Genomic DNA, 23,772 nt, shown 5'->3' with positions numbered 1-23,772 from the left:
TGATCACAAACAACATTTTAATTATGAAACACTAATCTTAATTCACATTCCAATCTGAAATACAGTTCCCTCACAGAGAATGAAGAGATAGAACAGCGAATGATTTTGTAAGCAACTTTATTTAACAGATCACTGCCTGATATCATTCAGGGTACTTTCCTGACGGTTTTTGAAAATCAACCGTCTTGATGGGGAATCTATTGCCCTTACTTTAATTGTTAAAATCAAAATCACGACTATCTAAAACTAAACCATTATGAAAAAAAATTTAAATCTTCTCAGCATTCATTCTATATGTTTGTTTTTCAGCTGTCTGGCGTATGGGCAGCTTACAACTGTAAAAATTGATAAGAACACATCTTATCAGAAAATAAAAGGGTTCGGAGGATTTGTCTGCAGTCCCCAGTTTGCCTATAATCATATGTCTACATCAGAGATTCAGACACTTTGGGGAGCTTCGAGTGAAGGCGGATATAATATTATGAGATTGTATATTCCCGAGAACAGTAACAACTGGAGTTCTGTACTGGCTACAGCACAGCTTGCCAAATCTATGGGACTTACCATTTTTGCCTCGCCGTGGACAATGCCCGCAGCCTGGAAAACCAATAACCATGTCAATGCAGTGTATACTGACGCCAATGGGGTACAGCAGATCGGATATTTAAAGCCGGAAAATTATCAGGATTATGCCCTTTATCTCAACAGCTTTGTAACCTATCTTCAGAACAACGGAGTAGAGCTTGATTATATCTCCATTCAGAATGAACCGGATGAAATGGCTCAGTATCAGGGATGTATCTGGACTCCTGCACAAATTACCACTTTCATCAAGAACTATGGGCAGCTCATCAATTGTAAAGTGATTGCCCCGGAAAGTGTGGGATTTACGGATAATTTTGCCAGTGCTTTGCTGGATCCTTCGGCAATGGCTAATTTTGAAGTGTATGGAGGGCATCAATACGGGCTTATGCAGTCTACCTACAAACAATTCCAGAATTATAATAAAGAAATCTGGCAGACAGAATATCTGATCAACTGGAACTCTTCATCCACCCAGCCGGCACGAGATTTCAGCTGGAATACAGATGCTTTTACTTTTGCCAGCAGCGTCAACAATGCATTACTGGGAAATATCAATGCCTGGATTCATTACTCTGCCAAAAGGTATTACGGGTTAATGGGTGACGGAACTTATGGAACCACCGCAGGCCTAATGACCAAAAGAGGCTATATTCTTTCACATTATGCCAAGTACACAACAGGAAAGACGAGAATAGAAGCCAAATGGGATGACAAAACCGGAGTTTTACAAGGCTCTTCATATATTTCGCAGGACGGCAATCAGGTTGTTCTTATGGTCATTAATCCTTCTCAGAACTCCTATAGTTTGAAGGTTGATCTGCCTTTTTACACGACTTCGGGAACAAAAATCCTGACCAATACGCAATCCAATATGGTTACCACGCCTATTTCTTTGAGTACAGCAACATTCCGGCCTACTGCTGATATCAGCCCTTCCAGTGTCATGACATTTGTTTTTAATAAAAGCGGCGACAGGCCTGCTTCTCTCATGACAGGCGGTGATATCCATTATAATAAAATTGAAGCCCAGACTGCTACCAGTACAGCTTTTGGTACGGGATTCAATATCAGCAATACAACGGTGACGTTCTCTAATCCAAGCCCTCTTATCAGTAATAATATGACTGCGGCTAACGGATATCTTCAGCTTAATGACAGGTACAATAAGCTGATCCTGCATGTAAATAGCTATACAACGGCGGGACAAAGTTACTCAGACAATACGACTTTATACTATATCAACAGCCAGGGAGTAACGAAATCATATAATTACGGCAAGATTAATTTTCCGCAGGGAGGAAACTTCGATATCACATTAGATATTTCAAGACAGGTGCTTACAGACGGATGCAAAGGAATTTTAGGATTGAGAAATTCCAATTACAGTTCTGTGCTTACGCTTAATCTGGGCGATGTTTATTTCAATGTGGGTAATGAAATTGCCTCAAAATTTGGAGGAACCTATTCCGCAAGCGATAGCTATCTGATGGATGCCCTGGAAAATGGCTACTACACTTCTGTAGACTTCAGAAATGCTGCAGGAGTTACTTCTTCCAATAACTGGCAGCCTATGAGTGCCAACTCTAACAGCATTTATTATGTGAATTCAAACGTAAGTTCATCTGCCAATAATGTGATCTCTGGTACTACATGCTCAAATCTTGTCCTTTCCGGTCAGGGTATGGATTTTCAGGTGCCGTTTAACTTCACAGCCAATACAGCTTCTTACAGCCGTATATTTAATGGTTATGACGTCCTGATCTTACCATTCCAGGCTAATATACCTTCCGGAGTTACTGCTTATACGATGTCACCTGGAGCAAGCAATATCGGCTGTACCCCAATTTCCAACGGAATTATACCCGCAAATACTCCGGTAATCATCAATGCGACAGGAAATATTACTTTCAATGGTTCAGGAAATGTTTCTACCCCGAAAGCTATCACGGTCAACCAGATGAACGGAGTTTACCAGAGCATCAAAGTTCCGGCCAATGCTTATGTGCTGAAAACAGAAAACGGAGTAACAGGCTTCTATAAAATAACTGCCGGAAGTGAGCCTGCAATAGGATCTTTCAAAGCTTATCTTACAGAAGAAAATGCTTATTCAGCCAATGTTCTTCCTTTAAACTTCGGATCGTTAAGTGCCAGAAACATTTCTGCTGAAGCTAAAAAAGAGGGAATAAAAATATATCCTAATCCGGTAAAAGCAGATCTTTTCATTGATTCTGATTTGTCAGAAGCAGCGGCCACTATTTTTGATGCTAGAGGAAGTGTTATCAGAACCGGGTTGAAAATAAATTCAGGGAAAAACCAAATTAATGTGGGGAATTTCCCGGCTGGTATTTACTTTATTGAGGTTGCTCAAAAAAATAATATTGTGGTAAAACAAAAATTTATCAAAGAGTAAATTGAGTCCAAAGCCACCATGAGCACTGCTTATGGTGGCTTTATTTCTACAATTTGGTAGATGAAAACCAAAAGTAAGTAGGATTTACTATTAATTTAAGTGTATTATTTACATTTATTTAAAATAGAACGTTATATTTGTTTTTCATTGCATTGTTGCTGAATAATACTGGCAATTTGTATAAAATAAGAATGAAAACATAATTATCCGTAAAAATCTGTAAAATAAGTGGTTGAAATGATTAATCACAAAATCAACAACCATTTTTCGGACTTTGCTAACCCCATTCTTATAAAGAAATATGCACAGTCATCAGTGAAAATCCGTGAAATCAGTGGGTTGAAAATGATTAATCACAAAATCAACAGCCATTTTTCGGACTTTGCTAACCCCATTCTTATAAAGAAATATGCGCAGTCATCTGTGAAAATCCGTGAAATCTGTGGTTAGAAAATCATTAATTACAGAACCCACAAAGTCTTAGGACTTTATTGAAACCATATACCTATGAAAAGAATTGTAATAATCCTATGTGCAACGCTTGCAGCACCTTTATTTTTTGCCCAGAGCCATTATAAATATCCATTCAGAAACCCGGATCTTCCGGTTAATGAAAGAATTGAGAATCTCCTTTCTTTACTCACAACAGAAGAAAAGATTGGGATGATGATGGATAACTCCCAGGCAGTTCCCCGTTTGGAAATTCCTGCCTACGGATGGTGGAATGAAGCACTTCACGGAGTGGCCAGAGCAGGAACAGCCACAGTTTTTCCTCAGGCAATCGGGATGGCGGCCACATGGGATGTTCCGGAGCATTTGAAAACTTTTGAAATGATCTCTGATGAAGCACGGGCAAAATACAACAGATCTTTTGATGAAGCCCAAAAAACAGGGCGGTACGAAGGACTTACCTTCTGGACACCCAATATCAATATTTTCCGTGACCCAAGATGGGGAAGAGGCCAGGAAACCTATGGTGAAGACCCTTATCTTACCTCCGTTCTGGGCGTTGCAGCAGTAAAAGGCCTGCAGGGAAACGATCCGAAATTTTTTAAAACCCACGCTTGTGCCAAACATTTTGCAGTACACAGCGGACCGGAATGGAACCGCCATTCCTACAATGCAGAAATTTCAAAAAGAGATCTGTATGAGACCTATCTGCCAGCTTTTAAAGCATTGGTTCAGGAAGGGAATGTAAGAGAAGTAATGTGTGCTTACAATGCTTTTGACGGGCAGCCATGTTGTGCAAACAATACTTTACTTACTGAAATCCTCCGTGGAAAATGGAAGTATGACGGAATGGTAGTCTCAGACTGCTGGGCACTGGCCGATTTCTTTCAGAAAAAATACCACGGCACCCATCCTGACGAAAAAACAACCGCAGCAGATGCCCTGAAACATTCCACGGATCTGGAATGCGGAGATACCTATAACAATCTGAATAAATCTCTGGCAAGCGGACTGATTACCGAAAAAGATATTGATGCGTCGATGCGCAGAATCCTGAAAGGCTGGTTTGAACTGGGAATGCTTGATCCGAAATCTTCCGTTCACTGGAATACCATTCCGTATTCTGTAGTCGATTCTGAAGAACATAAAAAGCAGGCACTGAAAATGGCACAAAAGTCAATTGTGCTGATGAAAAACGAAAAGAATATTCTGCCTCTCAGCAGAAATATTAAAAAAATTGCCGTTGTAGGACCAAACGCTGATGACGGATTGATGCAGTTAGGAAACTATAATGGAACCCCTTCTTCCATTGTAACGATTTTAGAAGGAATCAAAACCAAATTCCCGAATGCTGAAATGATCTACGAAAAAGGAAGCGAAGTAACAGATCCTTCTTCCAGAACGTCATTATACCAGAATTTTATCAGTCAGAAAAACGGCGCAAAAGGAATGAAAGTAGAGTTTTTCAATAATAATGAATTCAAAGGGCAGCCGGCCAATACTTCCGTAAATTCTACTGCCATCAGCTACAACAGCTTTGGAGGAACCCATCTTGCACCCAATGTAGGAAGAGAAAATACCTCAGCGATCATTTCAGGGATTTTCAAAAGTACCTATACAGGAGAGGTCGTGTTTTCTGCTTCCACTTCCGATATCTATACCCTTTTCGTGGACGGAAAAGAAATCGCAACAAGAAAGGGACCTGACGCAAGACATCCTTCAGAGTTTCCTGTAAAAATGGAGAAAGGAAAAGAATATCAGATAGAACTTCGCCATACACAAAAAGGGAAATATGTAAGCATCAGCTTTGAAGTCTACAGAAAAGACCCTGTTAATTTTGCTTCGGTAAGAGAAAAGGTGAAAAATGCAGACGTCATTGTCTTTGCGGGCGGACTTTCTCCAAGCCTGGAAGGTGAAGAGATGATGGTGAATGCAGAAGGCTTCAGAGGAGGTGATAAAACTTCCATTGCCCTTCCTAAAGTTCAGCGGGACCTGTTGGCGGAGCTTAGAAAAACCGGAAAACCTGTTGTCTTTGTTCTTTGCACCGGAAGCGCGCTGGGATTGGAGCAGGATGAGAAAAATTATGATGCATTGTTGAATGCCTGGTATGGCGGGCAATCCGGAGGAACGGCTGTAGCAGATGTTTTGGCAGGGGATTATAATCCTTCCGGAAAATTACCCATTACCTTTTATAACAATATTGAACAGCTGGACAATTCCCTTTCAAAGACAAGCAAGCATCAGGGATTTGAAAATTATGATATGCAGGGAAGAACCTACCGTTATATGACGGAAAAACCTCTTTATCCGTTTGGACATGGCCTGAGCTATTCAAAATTTGTTTACGGAAACTCAAAACTCAGCAAAAATATGATCAATACCAACGAAAATGTGACGATCACAATTCCGGTAACTAATATTTCAGAAAGGGATGGTGAAGAAGTCGTTCAGATTTATATCAAAAGAAATAATGATGCCCAGGCACCTGTAAAAACGTTAAGGGCTTTTGAAAGAGCTTTAATCAAATCTAAAGAAACAAAAAATATTGAGCTGACCCTCTCCAAAGACTCATTTGCCTTCTATGATGAAAAAGCAGATGATCTGGTTTCAAAACCCGGCGAGTATACCATTTTTTACGGCGGAACTTCTGATGATGCAGGGTTGAAAAGTATTCCGTTAACAGTAAAATAAAAATTGATTCGGAACAATTGAAACCATTGCAAGCCTACAATAGCTTTCAAAAATATATGACCTATGACAACAAAAAATAAAATACTTTCCATCGCGATTTCCCTTAGTGCTGCTTTTTTTTCGGCTCAGAATAATACAGTCCGTACTTTTAATCTGGATCTGAAAGAAACTCCGGCACCTGTTAAAATACAACCTACCATGTACGGGATTTTCTTTGAAGACATCAATTTTGCAGCTGATGGCGGATTGTATGCGGAGCTGATTAAAAACCGCAGTTTTGAATTTGACGAACCTTTCACAGGATGGAAACAACCCAACACAAAAACCCTTTCTCCTAATCTGGATTCCGGATTTCTGACCATTTATTCCGATCCTGCCAAAACCAATAAGAATTACGCGAGAATTACCGTTCTGAATGATAAAAATTATATTCTGGAGAATGAAGGATTCAGGGGAATAGGCCTTCATCAAGGAGAACAATATGATTTCATTTTTGATCTGGAGAATGTTTCAGGAAATGTTGCTGCGGTAAATGCAAGTCTTGTTGATGAAAATGGGAAGGAAATTTCTTCAGTTTCCACACTTATAAAGAGAAACGGATGGCAGAAGTATACAGCCGTTTTCAAATCACCACAAACCGTAGAAAAAGCAAAACTGCGGATTACATTTACCGGAAATGGCATTGTCAACATGGATATGATCTCACTTTTCCCTCAAAATACCTGGAAAGACAGAAAAGGCGGATTACGAAAAGATCTCGTTCAGAAACTATATGATTTACAACCCGGATTTTTGAGATTTCCGGGAGGCTGTATTGTAGAAGGAAGAACTCTGGCAGAACGGTATCAGTGGAAAAAAACAATAGGAAATGTGGCAGACCGTGAATATCTCATCAATAAATGGAGTACTGGATTTCCGCATAGGCTTACACCGGATTACGGGCAGTCTTTCGGGTTAGGATTTTATGAATATTTCCAGCTTTCCGAAGATCTGGGCGCAGAACCTGTTCCTATTCTCAGCTGTGGCATGGCCTGTCAGTTCAATACCGCAGAGCTGGTGAAAATGGAAGATCTGGATCCTTATATTCAGGATGCCCTTGACCTGATTGAATTTGCCAACGGAGGTTCCGGAACAAAATGGGGTAAAATCCGTACTGAAATGGGGCATCCAAAGCCTTTTAATTTAAAATTTATCGGAGTGGGAAATGAACAGTGGGGAGCGGATTATATCGAACGCTATAAAGTATTTGAAAAAGCCATTCACACAAAATATCCTGACATTAAGATTATTTCCGGAAGCGGACCATCACCCGACGGCGAGTTCTTTGAATATGGCTGGAAAGAACTGAAGCAGCTTAACGCACAGATTGTAGATGAACATTATTACAACTCACCCGACTGGTTTATGAAAAATGCCGGAAGATATGACCATTATGACCGTTCCGGGCCAAAAGTCTTCGCCGGAGAATATGCAGCCCAGTCTGTAGGAGTGGTAAAGCCTGATAATAAAAATAACTGGTTAACAGCTCTTTCAGAAGCCGCTTTTATGACCGGTCTTGAAAGAAATGCAGATGTGGTGTATATGACTTCTTACGCACCGCTTTTTGCCCATGCTGACGGCTGGCAGTGGACACCCGATCTCATCTGGTTCAATAATCTGAAATCTTACACGACACCGAATTATTATGTTCAGAAATTATTCTCCAACAATAAAGGAACGGATGTACTGAAAATAGAAAGTAATGGAAAAGCAGTATCTGGCCAGGAAAAATTATACGCTACAGCAGTAAAAGACGCGAAAACTCACGAGATTATTATTAAAATGGTCAATACTGATACTCAGGCTAAAACAGTAAATATCAAACCGGGAACTTTGAAAACAGGTAAGAAAATAATCAAAATCCTTCTATCCGCACCACAGCTTTCTACTGAAAATAGTTTCGATGCTGAACCCATAAAACCTAAAGAAGAGATTTCTGAAGCCAAAAATGGGGAAATTTCAACGGAAATTCCGGCCAATTCTTTAGTTGTTTTAAAGGTAAAAATAAATTAATTATTTGATATACAGTATTTTGTTAAAAATAAGTGTGTTTTTTACATTTATTTAAAATAGAATCTTATATTTGTTTTTATCTCATCAGGAGAATTTAAAATCTCAATAATCAAAAACGTTTCACCACCATGAAAAAATATGTTATCGGGCTGGACTACGGTACAGATTCCGTACGGGCCGTTCTTATTGACACTGAAAACGGTTCTGAAATAACTTCTTCAGTCAGCTATTATCAAAGATGGAAAGAAGGTAAATTCTGTAATCCCTCAGCTAATAGTTTCAGACAGCATCCTTCAGATCATATTGAAGGTCTGGAGAAAACTATTTCAGAAGTTGTAAGAGAAAGCGGGATACCGGCAGAGCAGATTGTTAGTATCTGCATTGATACTACAGGCTCTTCACCGTTACCAGTAACAAGTGATGGAGTAGCCTTAGCACTGGTTCCGGGATTTGAAGAGAATCCGAATGCCATGATGGTTTTATGGAAAGACCATACCGCTATCCGCGAAGCTGAAGAAATCAATACCCTTGCAAGAACCTGGGGTGGAGAAGATTATACAAAATATGAAGGCGGTATTTACTCCTCAGAATGGTTCTGGGCCAAAATACTGCACATCAGCAGAGTGGATGCAGGGGTAAAAAATGCTGCTTATAGCTGGATGGAGCACTGTGATTATCTGACTTTCCTTTTATCAGATCATAAAGACCTGGCTACCTTTAAAAGAAGCCGTTGTGCAGCTGGCCACAAAGCCATGTGGCATGAGTCATGGGATGGTCTGCCTTCCGAAGAATTCCTCAACAGGCTTGATCCTTCTCTGGGAGCACTCAGAGCAAGATTATACAGGGAAACCTATACTTCAGACGAAGCTGCCGGCTATCTGAATGAAGAATGGGCCGCAAAAACCGGTCTTACCACCAAAACCATTATTACGGTAGGAACTTTTGATGCCCATTCAGGAGCTGTAGGAGCCAGGGTGGAAGAAAATACCCTGATCAGGATCATGGGAACTTCCACCTGTGACATTATGGTAGCCTCACAGGAAGCCATTGGGGATACAACCGTAAAAGGAATCTGCGGTCAGGTTGATGGCTCTGTGATTCCCGGACTGATAGGGCTTGAAGCAGGGCAGTCCGCCTTTGGAGATGTTCTGGCATGGTATAAAGATATTCTGATGTGGTCGGTTCATCAGGTGATGATGCATTCCGAAAGTATTTCAGAGGAGCAGAAGACAAAGCTTGCTGAAGAAATGGAGACCGGACTTATCAAAAAATTAACCCTTGAAGCAGAAAAAATTCCTCTCTCAGATAGTGTTCCGATTGCATTGGACTGGGTAAACGGAAGAAGAACACCGGATGCAGACCAGCAACTTAAGGCAGCAATTAGTCAGCTTTCTCTGGGAACAAAAGCTCCTCATATTTTCAAAGCTTTGGTGAATGCCATTTGTTTCGGAGCTAAAAAGATCGTTGACCGTTTTGAGGAGGAAGGGGTGAAAATCAATAAAGTGATCGGAATCGGTGGAGTAGCAAGGAAATCGCCATTTATCATGCAGACTCTCGCTAATGTTTTGAATATGCCGATTGCAGTAGCTGCTTCAGACCAGACTCCTGCTTTGGGAGCTGCTGTTTATGCAGCTGTATCAGCAGGAATTTATCCGACCGTACAGGAAGCAAGCATGAAAATGGGCTCCAGATTTGAAGCGGAATACCAGCCGAAAGCGGAAGAAGTACAGCATTACAGAGAACTAATGCAGCAATACCAGAAACTCGCTGATTTTGTAGAATATAATACCAGACTGCAAAACAACAGGAAAGAACTTCAGAACTCCTGAATATTAACCTTTTGAATGATACTCAAAATGAATACCTATAAAGAACTCCAAAGAGAATGCTATGAAGCGAATATGCAGCTGGACGCCCTGAAGCTGGTGGTCTATACCTTCGGAAATGTAAGCGCTGTAGACCGCGATAAGGGGATTTTTGCCATTAAACCAAGCGGTGTTCCCTATGATATTTTAAAGCCGGAAGATATGGTGATTCTGGACTTTGATGCCAATGTCATTGAAGGCAGGCTCAGACCTTCTTCCGATACGAAAACCCATGCTTACCTGTATAAAAACTGGGAAAATATCGGTGGAATTTCCCACACGCATGCCATCTATTCCGTGGCGTGGGCACAGGCACAATTGGATATCCCTGTTTTCGGGACAACCCATGCAGATCATCTTACGACGGATATTCCCTGCGCCCCACCGATGCGGGATGAGCTGATCGAAGGAAACTACGAATACAATACAGGAATACAGATTCTGGAATGCTTTAAAGAAAAACAGTTCTCTCCGGAAGAAGTGGAAATGGTTCTGATCGGCAATCACGGCCCGTTTACCTGGGGTAAAAATGCTGAGAAAGCGGTCTACAACAGCAAAGTGCTGGAAACCATTGCCGAAATGGCTTATCTCACCAGACAGATCAATCCTGATGCAGAACGTCTGAAAGACTCACTCATCAAAAAACATTATGAACGTAAACACGGCAAGAATGCCTACTACGGACAGGAATTTAAACACTAAACACTTTAAGATAAACAACTATTAACGATCAACAAAACTATGTTAACACCTCTCAATACCAAAGAAGTCTGGTTCATCACAGGAAGTCAGCATTTATACGGACCAGAAACACTGGCGCAGGTAGCAGACCACTCAAAAAAAATTGGGGAAGAACTTGAAAAATCTTCTTTCATTCCGGTAAAAGTCATTGTAAAGCCAACGGTAAAAACTACCGAAGAGATATTTGAAACCATTGCATCCGCTAATCATGCAGAAAACTGTATAGGAGTAATCACGTGGATGCATACCTTTTCACCCGCCAAAATGTGGATCAGAGGATTAAAAATTTTACAGAAACCTCTTCTGCATCTGCATACCCAGTTCAACAGAGATATTCCGTGGTCTACCATGGATATGGATTTTATGAATCTCAACCAGGCAGCTCACGGAGACCGTGAATTTGGTTTTATGGTAAGCAGGCTCCGAAAGAACAGAAAAGTAGTGGTAGGGCACTGGTCGGAAGAAAGAGTTCAGAAGCAGATCGGCGACTGGAGCCGTGTTGCTGCAGGCTGGGACGACTGGCAGGGAGCTAAATTTGCGCGTTTCGGAGATAATATGCGGTTTGTAGCCGTTACAGATGGAGATAAAGTAGAAGCTGAAACCCGGTTCGGCTTTTCAGTCAATACCTGGGGAATCGGTGATCTTGTCGGAGTTATCAATTCAATAAGCGAAGGAGAAATAAAAAGCCTGATGGAAGAATATGAATCTTCTTATCACATGGCAGCTTCCCTTTTGGAAGGAGGAGCCAACAGAAGTTCGCTGCACACCGCTGCAAAAATTGAATTAGGACTTGAAAAATTTTTAAAAGAAGGTGGATTTAAAGGATTTTCAGATACCTTTGAAGACCTTCACGGGCTGGAACAGCTGCCGGGAATTGCCGTACAGAGACTGATGCAGAAAGGATACGGATTTGCAGGCGAAGGAGACTGGAAAACAGCGGCGCTCGTACGTGCCATGAAAACAATGGGGCAGGGCCTTGAAGGAGGAAATGCTTTTATGGAAGATTATACCTATCATTTAGATCCTTCCAATCCTTCTATTCTGGGCTCCCATATGCTGGAAGTAGATCCTGTGCTGGCAGCCGGGAAACCTTCATGTGAGATCCATCCGTTGGGAATCGGAGGAAAAGCAGATCCCGTTCGTCTTGTTTTTAACTCCAGAGGAAATATTGACTCTCTGAACGCTGCATTGATGGACTTTGGAAACCATTTCAGACTGCTGATCAACAAAACCAGAGCATTGGAAATTACAGAAGAGCTGCCAAAACTTCCGGTAGCAAGAGTCTTATGGAAACCTCTTCCTGATTTATATACAGCTGCAGAAGCCTGGATACTGGCAGGGGGGGCACACCATACATGTTACAGTGAAAATATTTCGGCAGAACAGCTGGAAGATTTTGCTGAAATAGCAGGAATTGAATCATTAGTCATTGATGAAGATACCAGAATGCGTGATTTTAAAAATACACTTCGTTGGAATGAAATGTATTATCGTTAATTAATTGTAAAAAATATGTAAATAATTATGAAAAAAACAACATATAACGGCATTTTTATTTTATTATTTTTAATTATTTTCGGCTGCAGAAAAGAAAATAACAAACAGGATATTTCAGGAAAAATGGAGAATGTTCAAACTTCAGACTATGGAGTGACGCCCAAAGGCGATTCTATTAAAAAATACACATTAAGCAATAAAAACGGGATGAAAGTTGAAGTCATCAACTTCGGCGGGATTATCACTTCTTTAACAGCTCCTGATAAGAACGGGAAATATGAAGACGTGGTTCTGGGTTTTACAAAACCTGAAGGATATTTCGATGGAAACCCTTATTATTTCGGTGCTTTGATCGGAAGATACGGCAACAGAATTGCCAATGCCCAATTTACACTCGATGGCAAAACCTATGAAATCAACAAAAATGATGGCCCTAACAGCCTTCACGGAGGAAAAGAAGGGTTTCACACCAGATTCTGGAATATTGAAGTCGTAAAAGATGCAAAATTTCCGACATTGAAATTATCTTATACCAGTGCAGATGGTGAAGAAGGATATCCGGGGAAATTAACAACAACCGTTTTTTACACGCTTACAGACGACAATGCATTGGAAATTTCGTATGAAGCTGAAACAGATAAGCCTACTGTAGTGAATCTTACCCAGCATTCCTATTTTAACCTGTCAGGAAATTTTACTAAAACGATTACCGATCATGAACTGCAGATTAATGCAGATCATTTTCTTCCGGTGAATGAAACCTTGATTCCTACCGGTGAACAGAAAGCCGTAAAAGGAACTCCTTTTGATTTTACGGTTTCAAAGTCTATCGGAAAAGATATCAGTGCAGATGATGATCAGCTGAAAAAAGGAAAAGGATATGACCATAACTGGATTTTGAATGGAAAAGGTTTGAGAAGTATCGCAAAAGTGTATCACCAGGGAACAGGAAGATTAATGGAAGTCTTCACAGATGAACCCGGTGTGCAGTTTTATTCCGGAAATTTTCTTGACGGAAAGTTTGATACCAAAACCGGTGGTAAAAATGAATTCAGAACAGGGTTCTGCTTAGAAACACAGCACTTCCCGGATTCACCGAACCAGCCTTCTTTTCCTTCTACAGAATTGAAGCCCGGACAGAAATACCACTCGAAAACCATCTATAAATTCTCCGTAAAAAAGTAAACTATGGGAAAATTAGCAACTATTGATATCATCATATTCCTGATCTATTTTGTAGTGGTAGCTTCTTACGGATTATGGATCTATAAAAAGAAAAAATCCGAATCTACAGGAAGTAAGGATTATTTCCTTGCGGAAGGATCTTTGACATGGTGGGCGATCGGAGCCAGCTTAATTGCCTCCAATATTTCTGCTGAGCAGTTTATCGGAATGAGTGGTGAAGGTTTCTTTGTAGGAATTGCTGTTGCTGCTTATGAATGGATAGCTGCTCTTGCGTTAATCATTATTGCGGTCTGGTTTATTCCGATCTATCTTAAAAATAAGATCTATACCATGCCCCAGTTTCTGGAAAGAAGGTATAACAAATCTGTTTCGCTCATCATGGCCGTATTCTGGCTGTTTCTGTATGTTATCGTGAATCTTACCTCCATTCTTTACCTTGGTGCTCTTGCCATCGATACTTTACTGGGAGGAGAGCATCTTCACGGTATTATGATCGCTCTTTTGCTTATGGCCCTTCTGATCGGTCTCGGAGGAATGAAAGTAATTGGATATACAGACGTTATACAGGTGGCTGTCCTTATTATCGGAGGTTTTGCAACGGTGTATATGGCGTTGCAGATCGTGGATCAGAGAATCAACGGAGCCGCTGTAGGAAATGCGCTGGCAGGATTCAATACCCTGATCAATGAGGCTCCGCAGCACTTTAAGCTGATTCTTCAAAAACCAACAACTACGACTACTACTTTGGCAATGCCTCAGAACCTTGAGGTACAGAAATATGTAGTGTTACCGGGTCTGGCCATGTATTTTGCCGGGCAGTGGATTGTTAACCTGAACTATTGGGGATGCAATCAGTATATTACACAGAGAGCTTTGGGAGCAGATCTCAAAACGGCAAGAACAGGAATTTTATTTGCAGGTTTTTTGAAACTATTCATGCCTGTAATCGTAATGCTTCCGGGAATCGCTGCTTATGTTTTATATTCCAAAGGACACCTTCCGGGATTCAACGGAGTGAAAGACGGGGCATACTCTGCAATATTAGGATTTTTACCTGTTGGACTTAAAGGATTGGCTATTGCAGCATTGACCGCAGCAATTGTAGCTTCACTGGCAGGAAAAGTGAACAGTATCTCAACCATTTTTACCCTGGATATCTATAAGAAATACCTTAAAACAGATGCCACCGAAATTCAGATGGTGAGAACAGGCCGCTGGGTCATTATTATTGCAATGATGGCAGCACTGGCCTTTACCTGGACAGATGTTTTAGGAATTGGTGGTGAAGGAGGTTTCACATTTATCCAGAAATATACAGGCTTTATCAGTCCGGGAGTTTTTGCCATGTTCCTTCTGGGAATGTTCTGGAAAAGAACGACTGGCATAGCTGCTTTGGTAGGAGTGATTTTAGGATTTGTCCTGGCGATCTTCTTCAACAGTTTTGCCGTTGAAATTTTCGGGAAAGAGACGTGGATGTATACAGCATTCACTTATGAAAAGCTGGAAAATGGGGTGGTTCATACCATTACCGAAATTCCTTTCCTGATTAATATGGGATGGTCGTTTTTTATCACCATAATTGCCATGATCCTGATCAGTCTTGCAGGTCCAAAAGTAAACCCTAAAGCCTTTGCCATTGATGTAGCAATGTTTAAAGTAGACAACAGGACATTAGTTTTGATTGTGATGACGCTGCTTTTACTGACCGTCTTGTATGTAAGATTTTGGTAAACGTAGAAATATGTTATAAGTGAATAGTCAATAGTGAATTCGTTTCACTGTCAATTTTAAAAATTCATCATTAACTTGTGAAGCAAAATTGACTTTTTAAAAGTGAATGGTAAATAGTGAATTTGTTTCACTTGTCAATTTTAAAAATTCACCATTGGCTGCGAAGCAAAATGACTTTTCACACATTATTAAAAATAGGATGCTTTTTGAGCATCCTATTTTTTTGTTTCAGAATTAGCTATATGCACTTCTATTGCGCTTAGTTCATCTCAATATATTTGAATCTGAACTTTAGTTTTGATCGTATGCAATGCTTTTGCTGATTATTTTGTGCAGATTGAATATATGACAAAAGTGAATAGTCAATAGTGAATTCGTTTCACTGTCAATTTTAAATTCATCATTGACTGCGAAGCAAATTGACTTTTTAAAAGTGAAAGGTCAATAGTGAATTCGTTTCACTTGACAATTTTAAAAATTCACCATTGACTTGCGAAGCAAAATTGACTTTTTAAAAGTGAATGGTCAATAGTGAATTCGTTTCACTGTTAATTTTAGAAATTCATCATTGACTGCGAAGCAAAATTGACTTTTCACATCAATAAAAAAACCAGGATGCTTAAAAAGCATCCTGGTTTTTTTATTATATCTTCTGACAATTAGTTCATTCCAATATATTTGAACTTGAACAATTGACATGACGTGCCGTAATAATCCCAAAGGTGTAAGTTTGAATTGCCATCCATGGTACAGTTGGGAATATCCCAGCCACGTGTAGGGTCCACCTTGGACAGGATTTTATAATAACCATTGGAGACAGCAACTACCTGCCAGGCTTGTGCATCATTACCATAGTTCTGCCAAAGCCTGATCGAGGTTCCCAGTGTATTGCTGTTACTGGCTAAGTCAATGCAGCGATTGGTTGCACTCGCTTTGGATACAAAACGCCAGTACCCATTGCCGGCGTCAATGGCAACCCAACGCTGTGCAGCAGCACCATTCCTTGTCCATGGTCTTAACACTGCGCCATTGGCATCCTCTCCGGATTTTAGATCAACTACTTTATTGGCATCGGTCTGAAACTCGATTTCGTAAATACCATTATTAACCAGGCTGCTGGTTGTATTACAGTTTCCAACAGGATAATTGGAGGATGCATATTGCTGGAACCACTGTTTAACTGGGGCAGCGCAGGCTTCCCAATCGTTGTTGTAGGCTGTTCCTGCATTAGGATCGCCTTTGTGGAGGAGATTATCCGGGGCAAGAACATTCCAGCTTACATTGCCTGACTGATCCACGATATATTTTAAATTGGCGCCAAATCCGCTTCCGCCTGCGGTACCTGTTGTACCGATACCGAAGGTACCATAGCCCTGCGGTGCCCAGTCGGTCTCGGTAATGGCAATTGGTGCAATGTCTGCGATTGGTTTAACATTGATATTCCATGCGTTCTGAAAGGCTTGATAGTTGCTGAGACCGCCCCAGTAAGCCGGATAGATATGAACAGCATAACCAATATTACCACCTGTAATCTGGTTACTGACATAGCCTTGATAATGGGATTGCCATCCTGTACCCGGTATCCAGCAAACATTATTGGCTCCATTGTTGCGAATAATGTTAACCAATGGCTGGAAGAAGTTTTTAAGTGCTGCAAAGTGCTCGTTTCCTGTCGATCCCCATGTGCCATTTGTGCCCAGAATCTCAACAGGTTCGTTGGCTAATTCGAACATCACATTGTCAGCGTTCTTTAGGCCCGGATGCTGCGACAAAAAGGTCCATACGGTTTTAAGATAGCTATGATAGGCATCGTTCACAGCAATACGATTTGGACATACGCCTGGCGGACGTAGGATGACATACATTCCCAGGCTGCGGGCATGGTTAATCAGCGGGATTATCACCTGATCTGTATAAGTTACCAGGCGGTTATAATTGAATCTTGAGATATCGTTCTCTGGGATAGCCGGTCCGGGATCATTGGTCCAATACGGATCAATATGGAGGCGGATGTAATTGAGATACCAGCCATCAGCAGCACTGGTGAGCTTGTTCATGACAGCTTTATTATAGTTCAGTGCGCCCTGTACATTGTAATTATCCCAGGTACAGTAGCCGGAATTAGCCCCATACTGACAGCCATTGAACCAGGGGCTGGGAGTTATGGCGACACCATGTAAGACAACATTATTGTCACAGGGATCTTTAAGGTATCTGCCTCCGACATGCAGCATTGGTGTTGCTGCCAACGCTCTTGCGCTAGCGCCGACACTTAAGTTGGTGTCAGGGTCTTCTAGTAAATTTTTTTCATCCATCGTAGAACAGCTGGAAAGAATGATTAACAGAAAGGCCAGAAAAAGCCACATTTTGTTTGTTTTCATAATTTGATATATTTAAAGTTTGGTCTCATTTTTTAGCCGTCAATATTTTGATTCTTCATATTGCGCAGGAGTATTGCGCAGATAAGTAAAACTTCTTAATTTTTATTAACGGTGGATTTGAATAAGGATTGATTTCAGATTACTAAACCGTTTAACCTGTTTGTCTCCATATTTCCTTACCTAAATACCGCTTTTAGGTAGAATACTGGAACCATTTCTATTCAGTTTGCAATTTGAAAATCTTTTTCTCTCTTTTTCTGGTTCCCACGAAGTTAAGTTCGTGGTTTGTGAAAATTTGAGCTGTTGTTAAATATGGTTATTAGTTTTGTATAAAAATACACATAATATTAAATATAAATCAACATTTTATCAAAAATTAACAAAAAAATACATATCATAAATAAGATTATAGACCATATAATTATAATGCATTGTGTGGTAGGAGAAAAGAAAAAACCTTATCATAAATTTTTATTACGATCATTCTGAAAAAAGACAAAATAACTGTTTGTCCTGCTGGAAATTTCCGCCAGGAACACAAAAAAATCTCACAAAAGTGAGATTTTAATAAGAGTATGATGAATTTTCTATCATTCTAAATTGTTAATTTTCTGGAATACTTTTTCCAAAATTAAACAGGTTGGCCTATCAGATTTTAAACATAAATCCCCGTGAGATTTTTTTATTGTATTTTTTTTCATCAAAACGATAAAGAAAAGACCCTTTTCTGGATGAGGTCATATCCTTTTTATTCGTATTCACAAGGATATCCATACTGTTGATCTTGCTGGTAAAATTCCGCTTGTCAAATTTTTCATCAAAAATAGCTTCATAAAGATTCTGAAGATCTTTCATTGTGAACTTTTCAGGAAGAAGCTCAAAGCCGATAGGTCCTGTGGAAGCTCTTCTCCTCAGCCTGGCTACAGCATCCTTTACCATTTCGTTATGATCGAAAATAAGGTCAGGAGCTTTCTGAAGTTCCACCCATTTTGCACTGTACTGCTCATTGATCTGGATATCTTTCTCAATATTGATCAGTGCATAATAGGAGATAGACATGATTCTGGCCGTCGGCTCACGGTTAATTTCCGTATAACATTTCAGCTGTTCAAGATAAATATTTTCAAGACCGGTCAATGTACACAGAACTCTGTTAGCCGCCTCATCAGAAGTTTCCTCACTGCCAACGAAGCCACCCATCAATGACCATTCGCCCATTTGAGGTTCAAAATTTCTTTTTACCAAAAGAATTTTAAGATTTTCGCCGTCAAAACCGAAAATGATACAGTCAACGGCAACAAGGTGTTTGGGATATTGGGAGTAATCCTCAGTCATCTTTTATATTTTACTACAAAGGTAAAGCTTTTATGAATATGATATTATATAAATGTGATTCATACACTTTTTAATCTGAATGATTTATTTCATTAAAATTATTCCTAAAGGATATTTTGGGAGATAAAACCGGTATCAAAACCGGAAAATATCACTGAAATCAGGTTAATCATACATGAATTGAATGTTAAAATTGTGTTAAAATTAAAAAGAAGATTGATAATAGTCAAGAAAAGGGACTTAACGTTAAAAATACGATAAGGTATTTGCTATATCTTTGAAATTTTTGCCAAAACATATCCTGAATTCATTTTCATAGGGAATCATATGGTTTTAAGGTTTTGTTTTACTGTAAATTAATTATCTTATTTTTTATGATAAGGTAGTGTGTTTTTTGTTGTTTTCAGGGCTTTATTGAAAGTTTTAAATGAAAAAATAAGTCAAACAGACTCAGGAAATGTTTCGTATATAGATTCTTTCTGTTATTTTAGAAATGTTGAATTAACATTTATCCATGACCCCAAAACTTTCAGTTATTTTATTGTGTTTTGCTTCATTTGCCTCAGCGCAGATGAATAAGAAAATTCATTATTTCCCTTTGGAAACTGTAAAGTTATCAGAGAGTGTTTTCAATAAAGCTATGATAGCAGACCGTCAATATCTCATGGCTATGGAACCTGACAGGCTGCTGGCTCCTTATCTTAAAGAAGCCGGGCTGAAACCCAAGGCAGATAATTATCCTAATTGGGAAAATACCGGACTGGACGGGCACATAGGAGGTCATTATATTTCTGCATTATCTTTAATGTATGCCTCTACAGGAGATACCGCAATACAACAGAGAATTGATTATATGATCAGTGAGCTGGAACGTTGCCAGAAAGCCGCTCCGGACGGATATATTTCAGGGATTCCCGACGGGAAAAAGATATGGAAAGAAATAAAACAGGGAAATATTCGCGCTTCAGGCTTCGGTTTGAACGACAGGTGGGTACCTTTATATAATATTCACAAACTGTACTCAGGACTGCGAGATGCGTATTGGTATGCCAAAAATGAAAAAGCAAAGGCAATGCTTATAAAGCTTACAGATTGGATGGCAAATGAAGTTTCAGACCTTTCTGATGAGCAGATACAGGATATGCTGCGTAGTGAACATGGAGGGCTCAACGAAGTTTTTGCAGATGTTTACGAGATCACTCATGACCGGAAATATCTCAAACTGGCTCACCGTTTTTCCCATCAGGCTATTCTTACACCGCTTTTATCAGGAGAAGATAAACTTACAGGACTGCATGCCAATACACAGATTCCAAAAGTAATCGGCTATAAACGTATTGCCGATCTTGAGAATAATACGTCCTGGAGTAATGCCGCTGATTTTTTCTGGCATAACGTTACAGAGAAAAGATCTTCAGTTATTGGAGGTAACAGTGTCAGTGAGCATTTTAACCCTGTCAATGATTTCAGCAGTATGATAAAAAGTATTGAAGGTCCGGAAACCTGCAATACCTATAATATGCTGAAGCTTACCAAAGAGCTTTACGCAACGCAGCCCGAATCGTATTATATAGATTATTACGAAAAAGCTTTATACAATCATATTCTTTCCACAGAAAATCATGATCAGGGAGGCTTTGTGTACTTTACGCCAATGCGTCCCGGACATTACCGTGTGTATTCGCAGCCTCAGACCAGCTTCTGGTGCTGTGTGGGATCCGGAATGGAAAACCATGCCAAATATGGGGAAATGATTTATGCCCGGTCGGATAAGGATTTATTTGTAAACCTGTTTATTCCTTCCACATTGACATGGAAACAGCAAAAAGTAGTGCTCCGCCAGGTTAATAACTTCCCGGAAGTTCCTGAAACAACATTGATCTTTGATGCCGCGGGAAAATCAGAATTTGATGTAAAATTAAGATGCCCGGAATGGACGACGCCTTCGGAAGTAAAAATTCTTATCAACGGAAAACAGGAAAAAGTACAGCGTGGTTCTGACGGCTATTTTACACTGACCAAAAAATGGAAAAAAGGAGATGTCGTGAAAATGATTTTACCAATGCACCTTTCCGCAGAACAGCTGCCTGACCGCTCCAGTTATTATGCATTTAAATACGGACCTGTGGTGCTTGCCGCAACATACGGGACCGAAAACCAACAGGGACTCCTTGCGGACGATAGCAGAGGAGGCCATATTGCTCATGGTCCGCAGATCCCTTTAAACGAAATTCCCGTTATCCTCGGAAATTCTTCAGAAGTTGTCAGTCATATCGCGCCTTCGAACAATAAACCGCTCAACTTTACCGTTACAGGTCTTTATCCGTCTGAAAAATTCGGGAAAGGGCTCAGTCTTGTGCCGTTTTACAGTATTCAGGCAGAAAGATATATTTTATACTGGCCTCAGGCTGATAAAAACGGAATAGAAAATATTTTGAAGCAAAGGGCAAAAGAAGAAGCAGAAACCAGAAAGCTGGATATGATCACCGCAGATAAGATCCAATTGGGCGAACAGCAGCCGGAATCAGACCATTTTATAGAAAGCAAAGACTCTGGTACAGGATATATGGAAGACCGCCATTTCCGTGATGCCAAAGGCTGGTTCAGTTACCGGATTAAAAATACCGGAAAAAATGCTTCATACCTTTACCTGCTGTACTTTGATGCGAATACCAGCCGTACGCTGAATATTGAGATCAACGATAAAAAAATCATTACCCAAAATCTGGAAGGAAAGTCCGGAAGTTTACCTCAATATCTGATTGTTCCGATTCCGGATTCAGAAAAGAATAAAGAAAATCTTAGTGTAAAATTCCTTGCAGATGAAAAACTCATAAGCGCTAAAGTCATTGAAGTCCGGTTACTGACAGAAAATTACGAAAAGAAATAAAGCTGAACCAACATTAAAAACAGATTTTTTCCATGAAGAACAGAACTCTATATTTATTATTTTTTCTTGCAGCTATTTGCAGTTTTCATGCAAAGGTAAGACTTCCCGCATTGGTTTCAGACGGAATGATCCTTCAGAGAAATCAGGATCTTAAAATCTGGGGATATGCAGACGCAGGAGAAAAAATTACAATTAAGTTTATCAATAAAACCTATAATGCCACAGCAGACCAAAGGGGAAACTGGTCTCTTATGATTCCAAAGCTTAATGCCGGAGGTCCATATACCATGATGATTAATGAGATCACCCTTAAAGATATTCTTATTGGTGATGTATGGGTAGCCTCAGGACAATCCAATATGGAACTTCCGATGCGCAGGCTCACACCTTTGTATGAAAATGAAATTAAAAACGCCAATAATCAGAATATAAGATTCTTCACTGTTCCGCAGAAATATAATTTTAAAGCTCCGCAAAATGATCTTGACGGCGGGAAATGGGAAAGTGCCAATCCTCAGACTATTCTTGATTTTTCGGGAGTTGCTTATTTTTTTGCGAAAGAACTGAATGAAAAAAACAAAGTTCCTGTAGGAATCATTCATACCAGTCTGGGAGGCTCTCCGGTTCAGGCCTGGATGGATGAAAAATCACTGAAAAAATACCCGGAATATCTTGCTGAAGCAGAAAAATGGAAAAACGATGACCTGATACAATCTACAGAATCCCAGGAAAGATCATTAAGCAAAGCCTGGTATGCAGAGCTGGATCAGAGTGATATCGGTTTCAACCAGCACTGGGAAAAAGATAACGCCAATGATTCCGGATGGAAAACCATGATGGTACCGGGATCATGGGAAGATCAGGAAGGTCCGTTTGAAGGTTCGGTATGGTTCCGTAAAGAAATTATTCTGCCCAAAGGAGTGGATCAGAAAACAGCATTTCTCAATCTGGGAAGGATAAAAGATGCTGATATTACTTACATTAATGGGATTAAAGTAGGAAATGTAACCTATGAATATCCGCCGAGATGGTATGACATTCCGAAAGGTGTTTTAAAAGAAGGAAAGAACATCATCACGGTAAGAGTCATCAATGGCAGCGGAAAAGGACAGTTTATCGCTGATAAGCCATATTATCTGGAAATCGACGGTCAAAAAACAGACCTTAAAGGCGAGTGGAAATATAAGATAGGTACAAAAATGGAAAAAATGGCTCCCGGACAGACATTTATCCGCTGGAAACCGGTAGGTCTTTACAATGCCATGATTAATCCGCTGATCAATTATAAAATCAAAGGATTTATCTGGTACCAGGGTGAAAGCAATACCGGGAAACCAAAAGAATATGGAGATTTATTGTCAACAATGATTTCAGACTGGCGTTCAAAATGGAATAAGAAAGACCTGCCGTTCTTCATTGTGCAGCTGGCCAATTTCATGGAGAAAAAAGATGAACCGATTGAAAGCAACTGGGCTGAGCTGAGAGAACAGCAGAGACAGGTTTCTCTTAATGTTCCTTATTCAGGACTTGCGGTAACGATTGATGTGGGAGAATGGAACGATATTCATCCGCTCAATAAAAAATCAGTAGGTGACAGGCTAGCTTTACAGGCCCTGAAAATTGGGGAAGGCAAAAAAATCATAGCTGACGGCCCCGTTTATCAGTCGATGAAGACAGAAGGCAATACCATTATTTTATCCTTTAAACCCGGGACGGACGATCTGATACAGGGAAGTCTTAAAGGTTTTGCCATACAGCAGAAGGATGGCAGCTACCAATGGGCAAAAGCAGAAGCAAAAGTAAATAAAGTGATGGTATGGAATGATCAGGTCACCAGTCCTGTCAATGTACGTTACGACTGGGCAGACAACCCGGATGGCAATCTTAAAAATAAAAGCGGACTTCCTGCTTCACCTTTTACAACAGAAAAAAATTAATTTAACATAGAAACCTTATTAC

Annotated in this window: 13 protein-coding genes; 11 read left to right on the top strand and 2 right to left on the bottom strand. The window is 40.1% G+C overall.

Features of this window, described 5'->3' with window-relative positions; all coding sequences use genetic code 11:
• The first annotated feature begins 256 nt into the window (after positions 1–256).
• The 9 genes from AB1278_RS14425 (at position 257) to AB1278_RS14385 (ending at position 15,207) form a co-directional block, all read left to right on the top strand.
• On the top strand, positions 257–2,995 hold the full coding sequence (locus tag AB1278_RS14425) for a T9SS type A sorting domain-containing protein (RefSeq protein ID WP_429815217.1): 2,739 nt from the start codon (positions 257–259) through the stop codon (positions 2,993–2,995).
• 237 nt (positions 2,996–3,232) lie between these two features.
• Positions 3,233–3,445 (top strand): hypothetical protein, encoded by a 213-nt coding sequence (locus AB1278_RS14420; protein ID WP_411413869.1) that lies wholly within the window; start codon positions 3,233–3,235, stop codon positions 3,443–3,445.
• 57 nt (positions 3,446–3,502) lie between these two features.
• A complete protein-coding gene (locus AB1278_RS14415; protein WP_429815214.1) occupies positions 3,503–6,136 on the top strand; it encodes a beta-glucosidase H in 2,634 nt (877 codons plus the stop codon).
• Between the two features lie 63 nt (positions 6,137–6,199).
• The gene (locus AB1278_RS14410; protein ID WP_429815211.1) at positions 6,200–8,188 is read left to right on the top strand and encodes an alpha-L-arabinofuranosidase C-terminal domain-containing protein; all 1,989 of its coding nucleotides are present in this window, start codon (positions 6,200–6,202) and stop codon (positions 8,186–8,188) included.
• A 128-nt stretch (positions 8,189–8,316) separates the two neighbouring features.
• Positions 8,317–10,017 carry a ribulokinase gene (locus AB1278_RS14405; protein WP_429815208.1) on the top strand — a complete coding sequence of 567 codons (1,701 nt, stop codon included), beginning with the start codon at positions 8,317–8,319 and terminating at the stop codon, positions 10,015–10,017.
• 27 nt (positions 10,018–10,044) lie between these two features.
• On the top strand, positions 10,045–10,755 hold the full coding sequence (locus tag AB1278_RS14400) for an L-ribulose-5-phosphate 4-epimerase (protein ID WP_062669853.1): 711 nt from the start codon (positions 10,045–10,047) through the stop codon (positions 10,753–10,755).
• Between the two features lie 39 nt (positions 10,756–10,794).
• Positions 10,795–12,291, top strand: a complete 1,497-nt coding sequence (araA, locus tag AB1278_RS14395) for an L-arabinose isomerase (RefSeq protein WP_343608899.1) — start codon at positions 10,795–10,797, stop codon at positions 12,289–12,291.
• A gap of 27 nt (positions 12,292–12,318) precedes the next feature.
• The gene (locus AB1278_RS14390) at positions 12,319–13,476 is read left to right on the top strand and encodes an aldose epimerase family protein (RefSeq protein WP_202842888.1); all 1,158 of its coding nucleotides are present in this window, start codon (positions 12,319–12,321) and stop codon (positions 13,474–13,476) included.
• Between the two features lie 3 nt (positions 13,477–13,479).
• Complete coding sequence (locus AB1278_RS14385) at positions 13,480–15,207, top strand: sodium:solute symporter family transporter (protein WP_411413874.1); 1,728 nt, start codon at positions 13,480–13,482, stop codon at positions 15,205–15,207.
• A gap of 659 nt (positions 15,208–15,866) precedes the next feature.
• On the opposite strand, the gene AB1278_RS14380 is transcribed toward AB1278_RS14385, so the two are convergent.
• On the bottom strand, positions 15,867–17,588 hold the full coding sequence (locus AB1278_RS14380; protein ID WP_411413875.1) for an RICIN domain-containing protein: 1,722 nt from the start codon (positions 17,586–17,588) through the stop codon (positions 15,867–15,869).
• Between the two features lie 648 nt (positions 17,589–18,236).
• Positions 18,237–18,923, bottom strand: coding sequence for an NUDIX hydrolase (locus AB1278_RS14375; protein ID WP_047422617.1), 687 nt, complete (start codon positions 18,921–18,923; stop codon positions 18,237–18,239).
• A gap of 514 nt (positions 18,924–19,437) precedes the next feature.
• On the opposite strand from AB1278_RS14375, the gene AB1278_RS14370 reads away from it, so the two are divergent.
• Together AB1278_RS14370 and AB1278_RS14365 are read left to right on the top strand one after the other, a co-directional pair.
• Positions 19,438–21,813 (top strand): beta-L-arabinofuranosidase domain-containing protein, encoded by a 2,376-nt coding sequence (locus tag AB1278_RS14370; RefSeq protein ID WP_429815201.1) that lies wholly within the window; start codon positions 19,438–19,440, stop codon positions 21,811–21,813.
• 32 nt (positions 21,814–21,845) lie between these two features.
• Positions 21,846–23,750, top strand: a complete 1,905-nt coding sequence (locus tag AB1278_RS14365; protein WP_429815197.1) for a sialate O-acetylesterase — start codon at positions 21,846–21,848, stop codon at positions 23,748–23,750.
• Positions 23,751–23,772 lie beyond the last annotated feature (22 nt).

Source organism: Chryseobacterium sp. NRRL B-14798, from assembly GCF_050470705.1.
GTDB lineage: Bacteria > Bacteroidota > Bacteroidia > Flavobacteriales > Weeksellaceae > Chryseobacterium > Chryseobacterium cupriresistens.
The sequence above is the reverse complement of the archived record's forward strand: the minus strand, read 5'-3'. Positions and strand labels throughout refer to the sequence as shown.

Excerpts from the sequence above, each read along its gene's own strand:
- AB1278_RS14425 (WP_429815217.1), top strand. The coding sequence starts at position 257 with ATGAAAAAAAATTTAAATCTTCTCAGCATTCATTCTATATGTTTGTTT.
- AB1278_RS14420 (WP_411413869.1), top strand. The coding sequence starts at position 3,233 with ATGATTAATCACAAAATCAACAACCATTTTTCGGACTTTGCTAACCCC.
- AB1278_RS14415 (WP_429815214.1), top strand. The coding sequence starts at position 3,503 with ATGAAAAGAATTGTAATAATCCTATGTGCAACGCTTGCAGCACCTTTA.
- AB1278_RS14410 (WP_429815211.1), top strand. The coding sequence starts at position 6,200 with ATGACAACAAAAAATAAAATACTTTCCATCGCGATTTCCCTTAGTGCT.
- AB1278_RS14405 (WP_429815208.1), top strand. The coding sequence starts at position 8,317 with ATGAAAAAATATGTTATCGGGCTGGACTACGGTACAGATTCCGTACGG.
- AB1278_RS14400 (WP_062669853.1), top strand. The coding sequence starts at position 10,045 with ATGAATACCTATAAAGAACTCCAAAGAGAATGCTATGAAGCGAATATG.
- araA (WP_343608899.1), top strand. The coding sequence starts at position 10,795 with ATGTTAACACCTCTCAATACCAAAGAAGTCTGGTTCATCACAGGAAGT.
- AB1278_RS14390 (WP_202842888.1), top strand. The coding sequence starts at position 12,319 with ATGAAAAAAACAACATATAACGGCATTTTTATTTTATTATTTTTAATT.
- AB1278_RS14385 (WP_411413874.1), top strand. The coding sequence starts at position 13,480 with ATGGGAAAATTAGCAACTATTGATATCATCATATTCCTGATCTATTTT.
- AB1278_RS14380 (WP_411413875.1), bottom strand. The coding sequence starts at position 17,588 with ATGAAAACAAACAAAATGTGGCTTTTTCTGGCCTTTCTGTTAATCATT.
- AB1278_RS14375 (WP_047422617.1), bottom strand. The coding sequence starts at position 18,923 with ATGACTGAGGATTACTCCCAATATCCCAAACACCTTGTTGCCGTTGAC.
- AB1278_RS14370 (WP_429815201.1), top strand. The coding sequence starts at position 19,438 with ATGACCCCAAAACTTTCAGTTATTTTATTGTGTTTTGCTTCATTTGCC.
- AB1278_RS14365 (WP_429815197.1), top strand. The coding sequence starts at position 21,846 with ATGAAGAACAGAACTCTATATTTATTATTTTTTCTTGCAGCTATTTGC.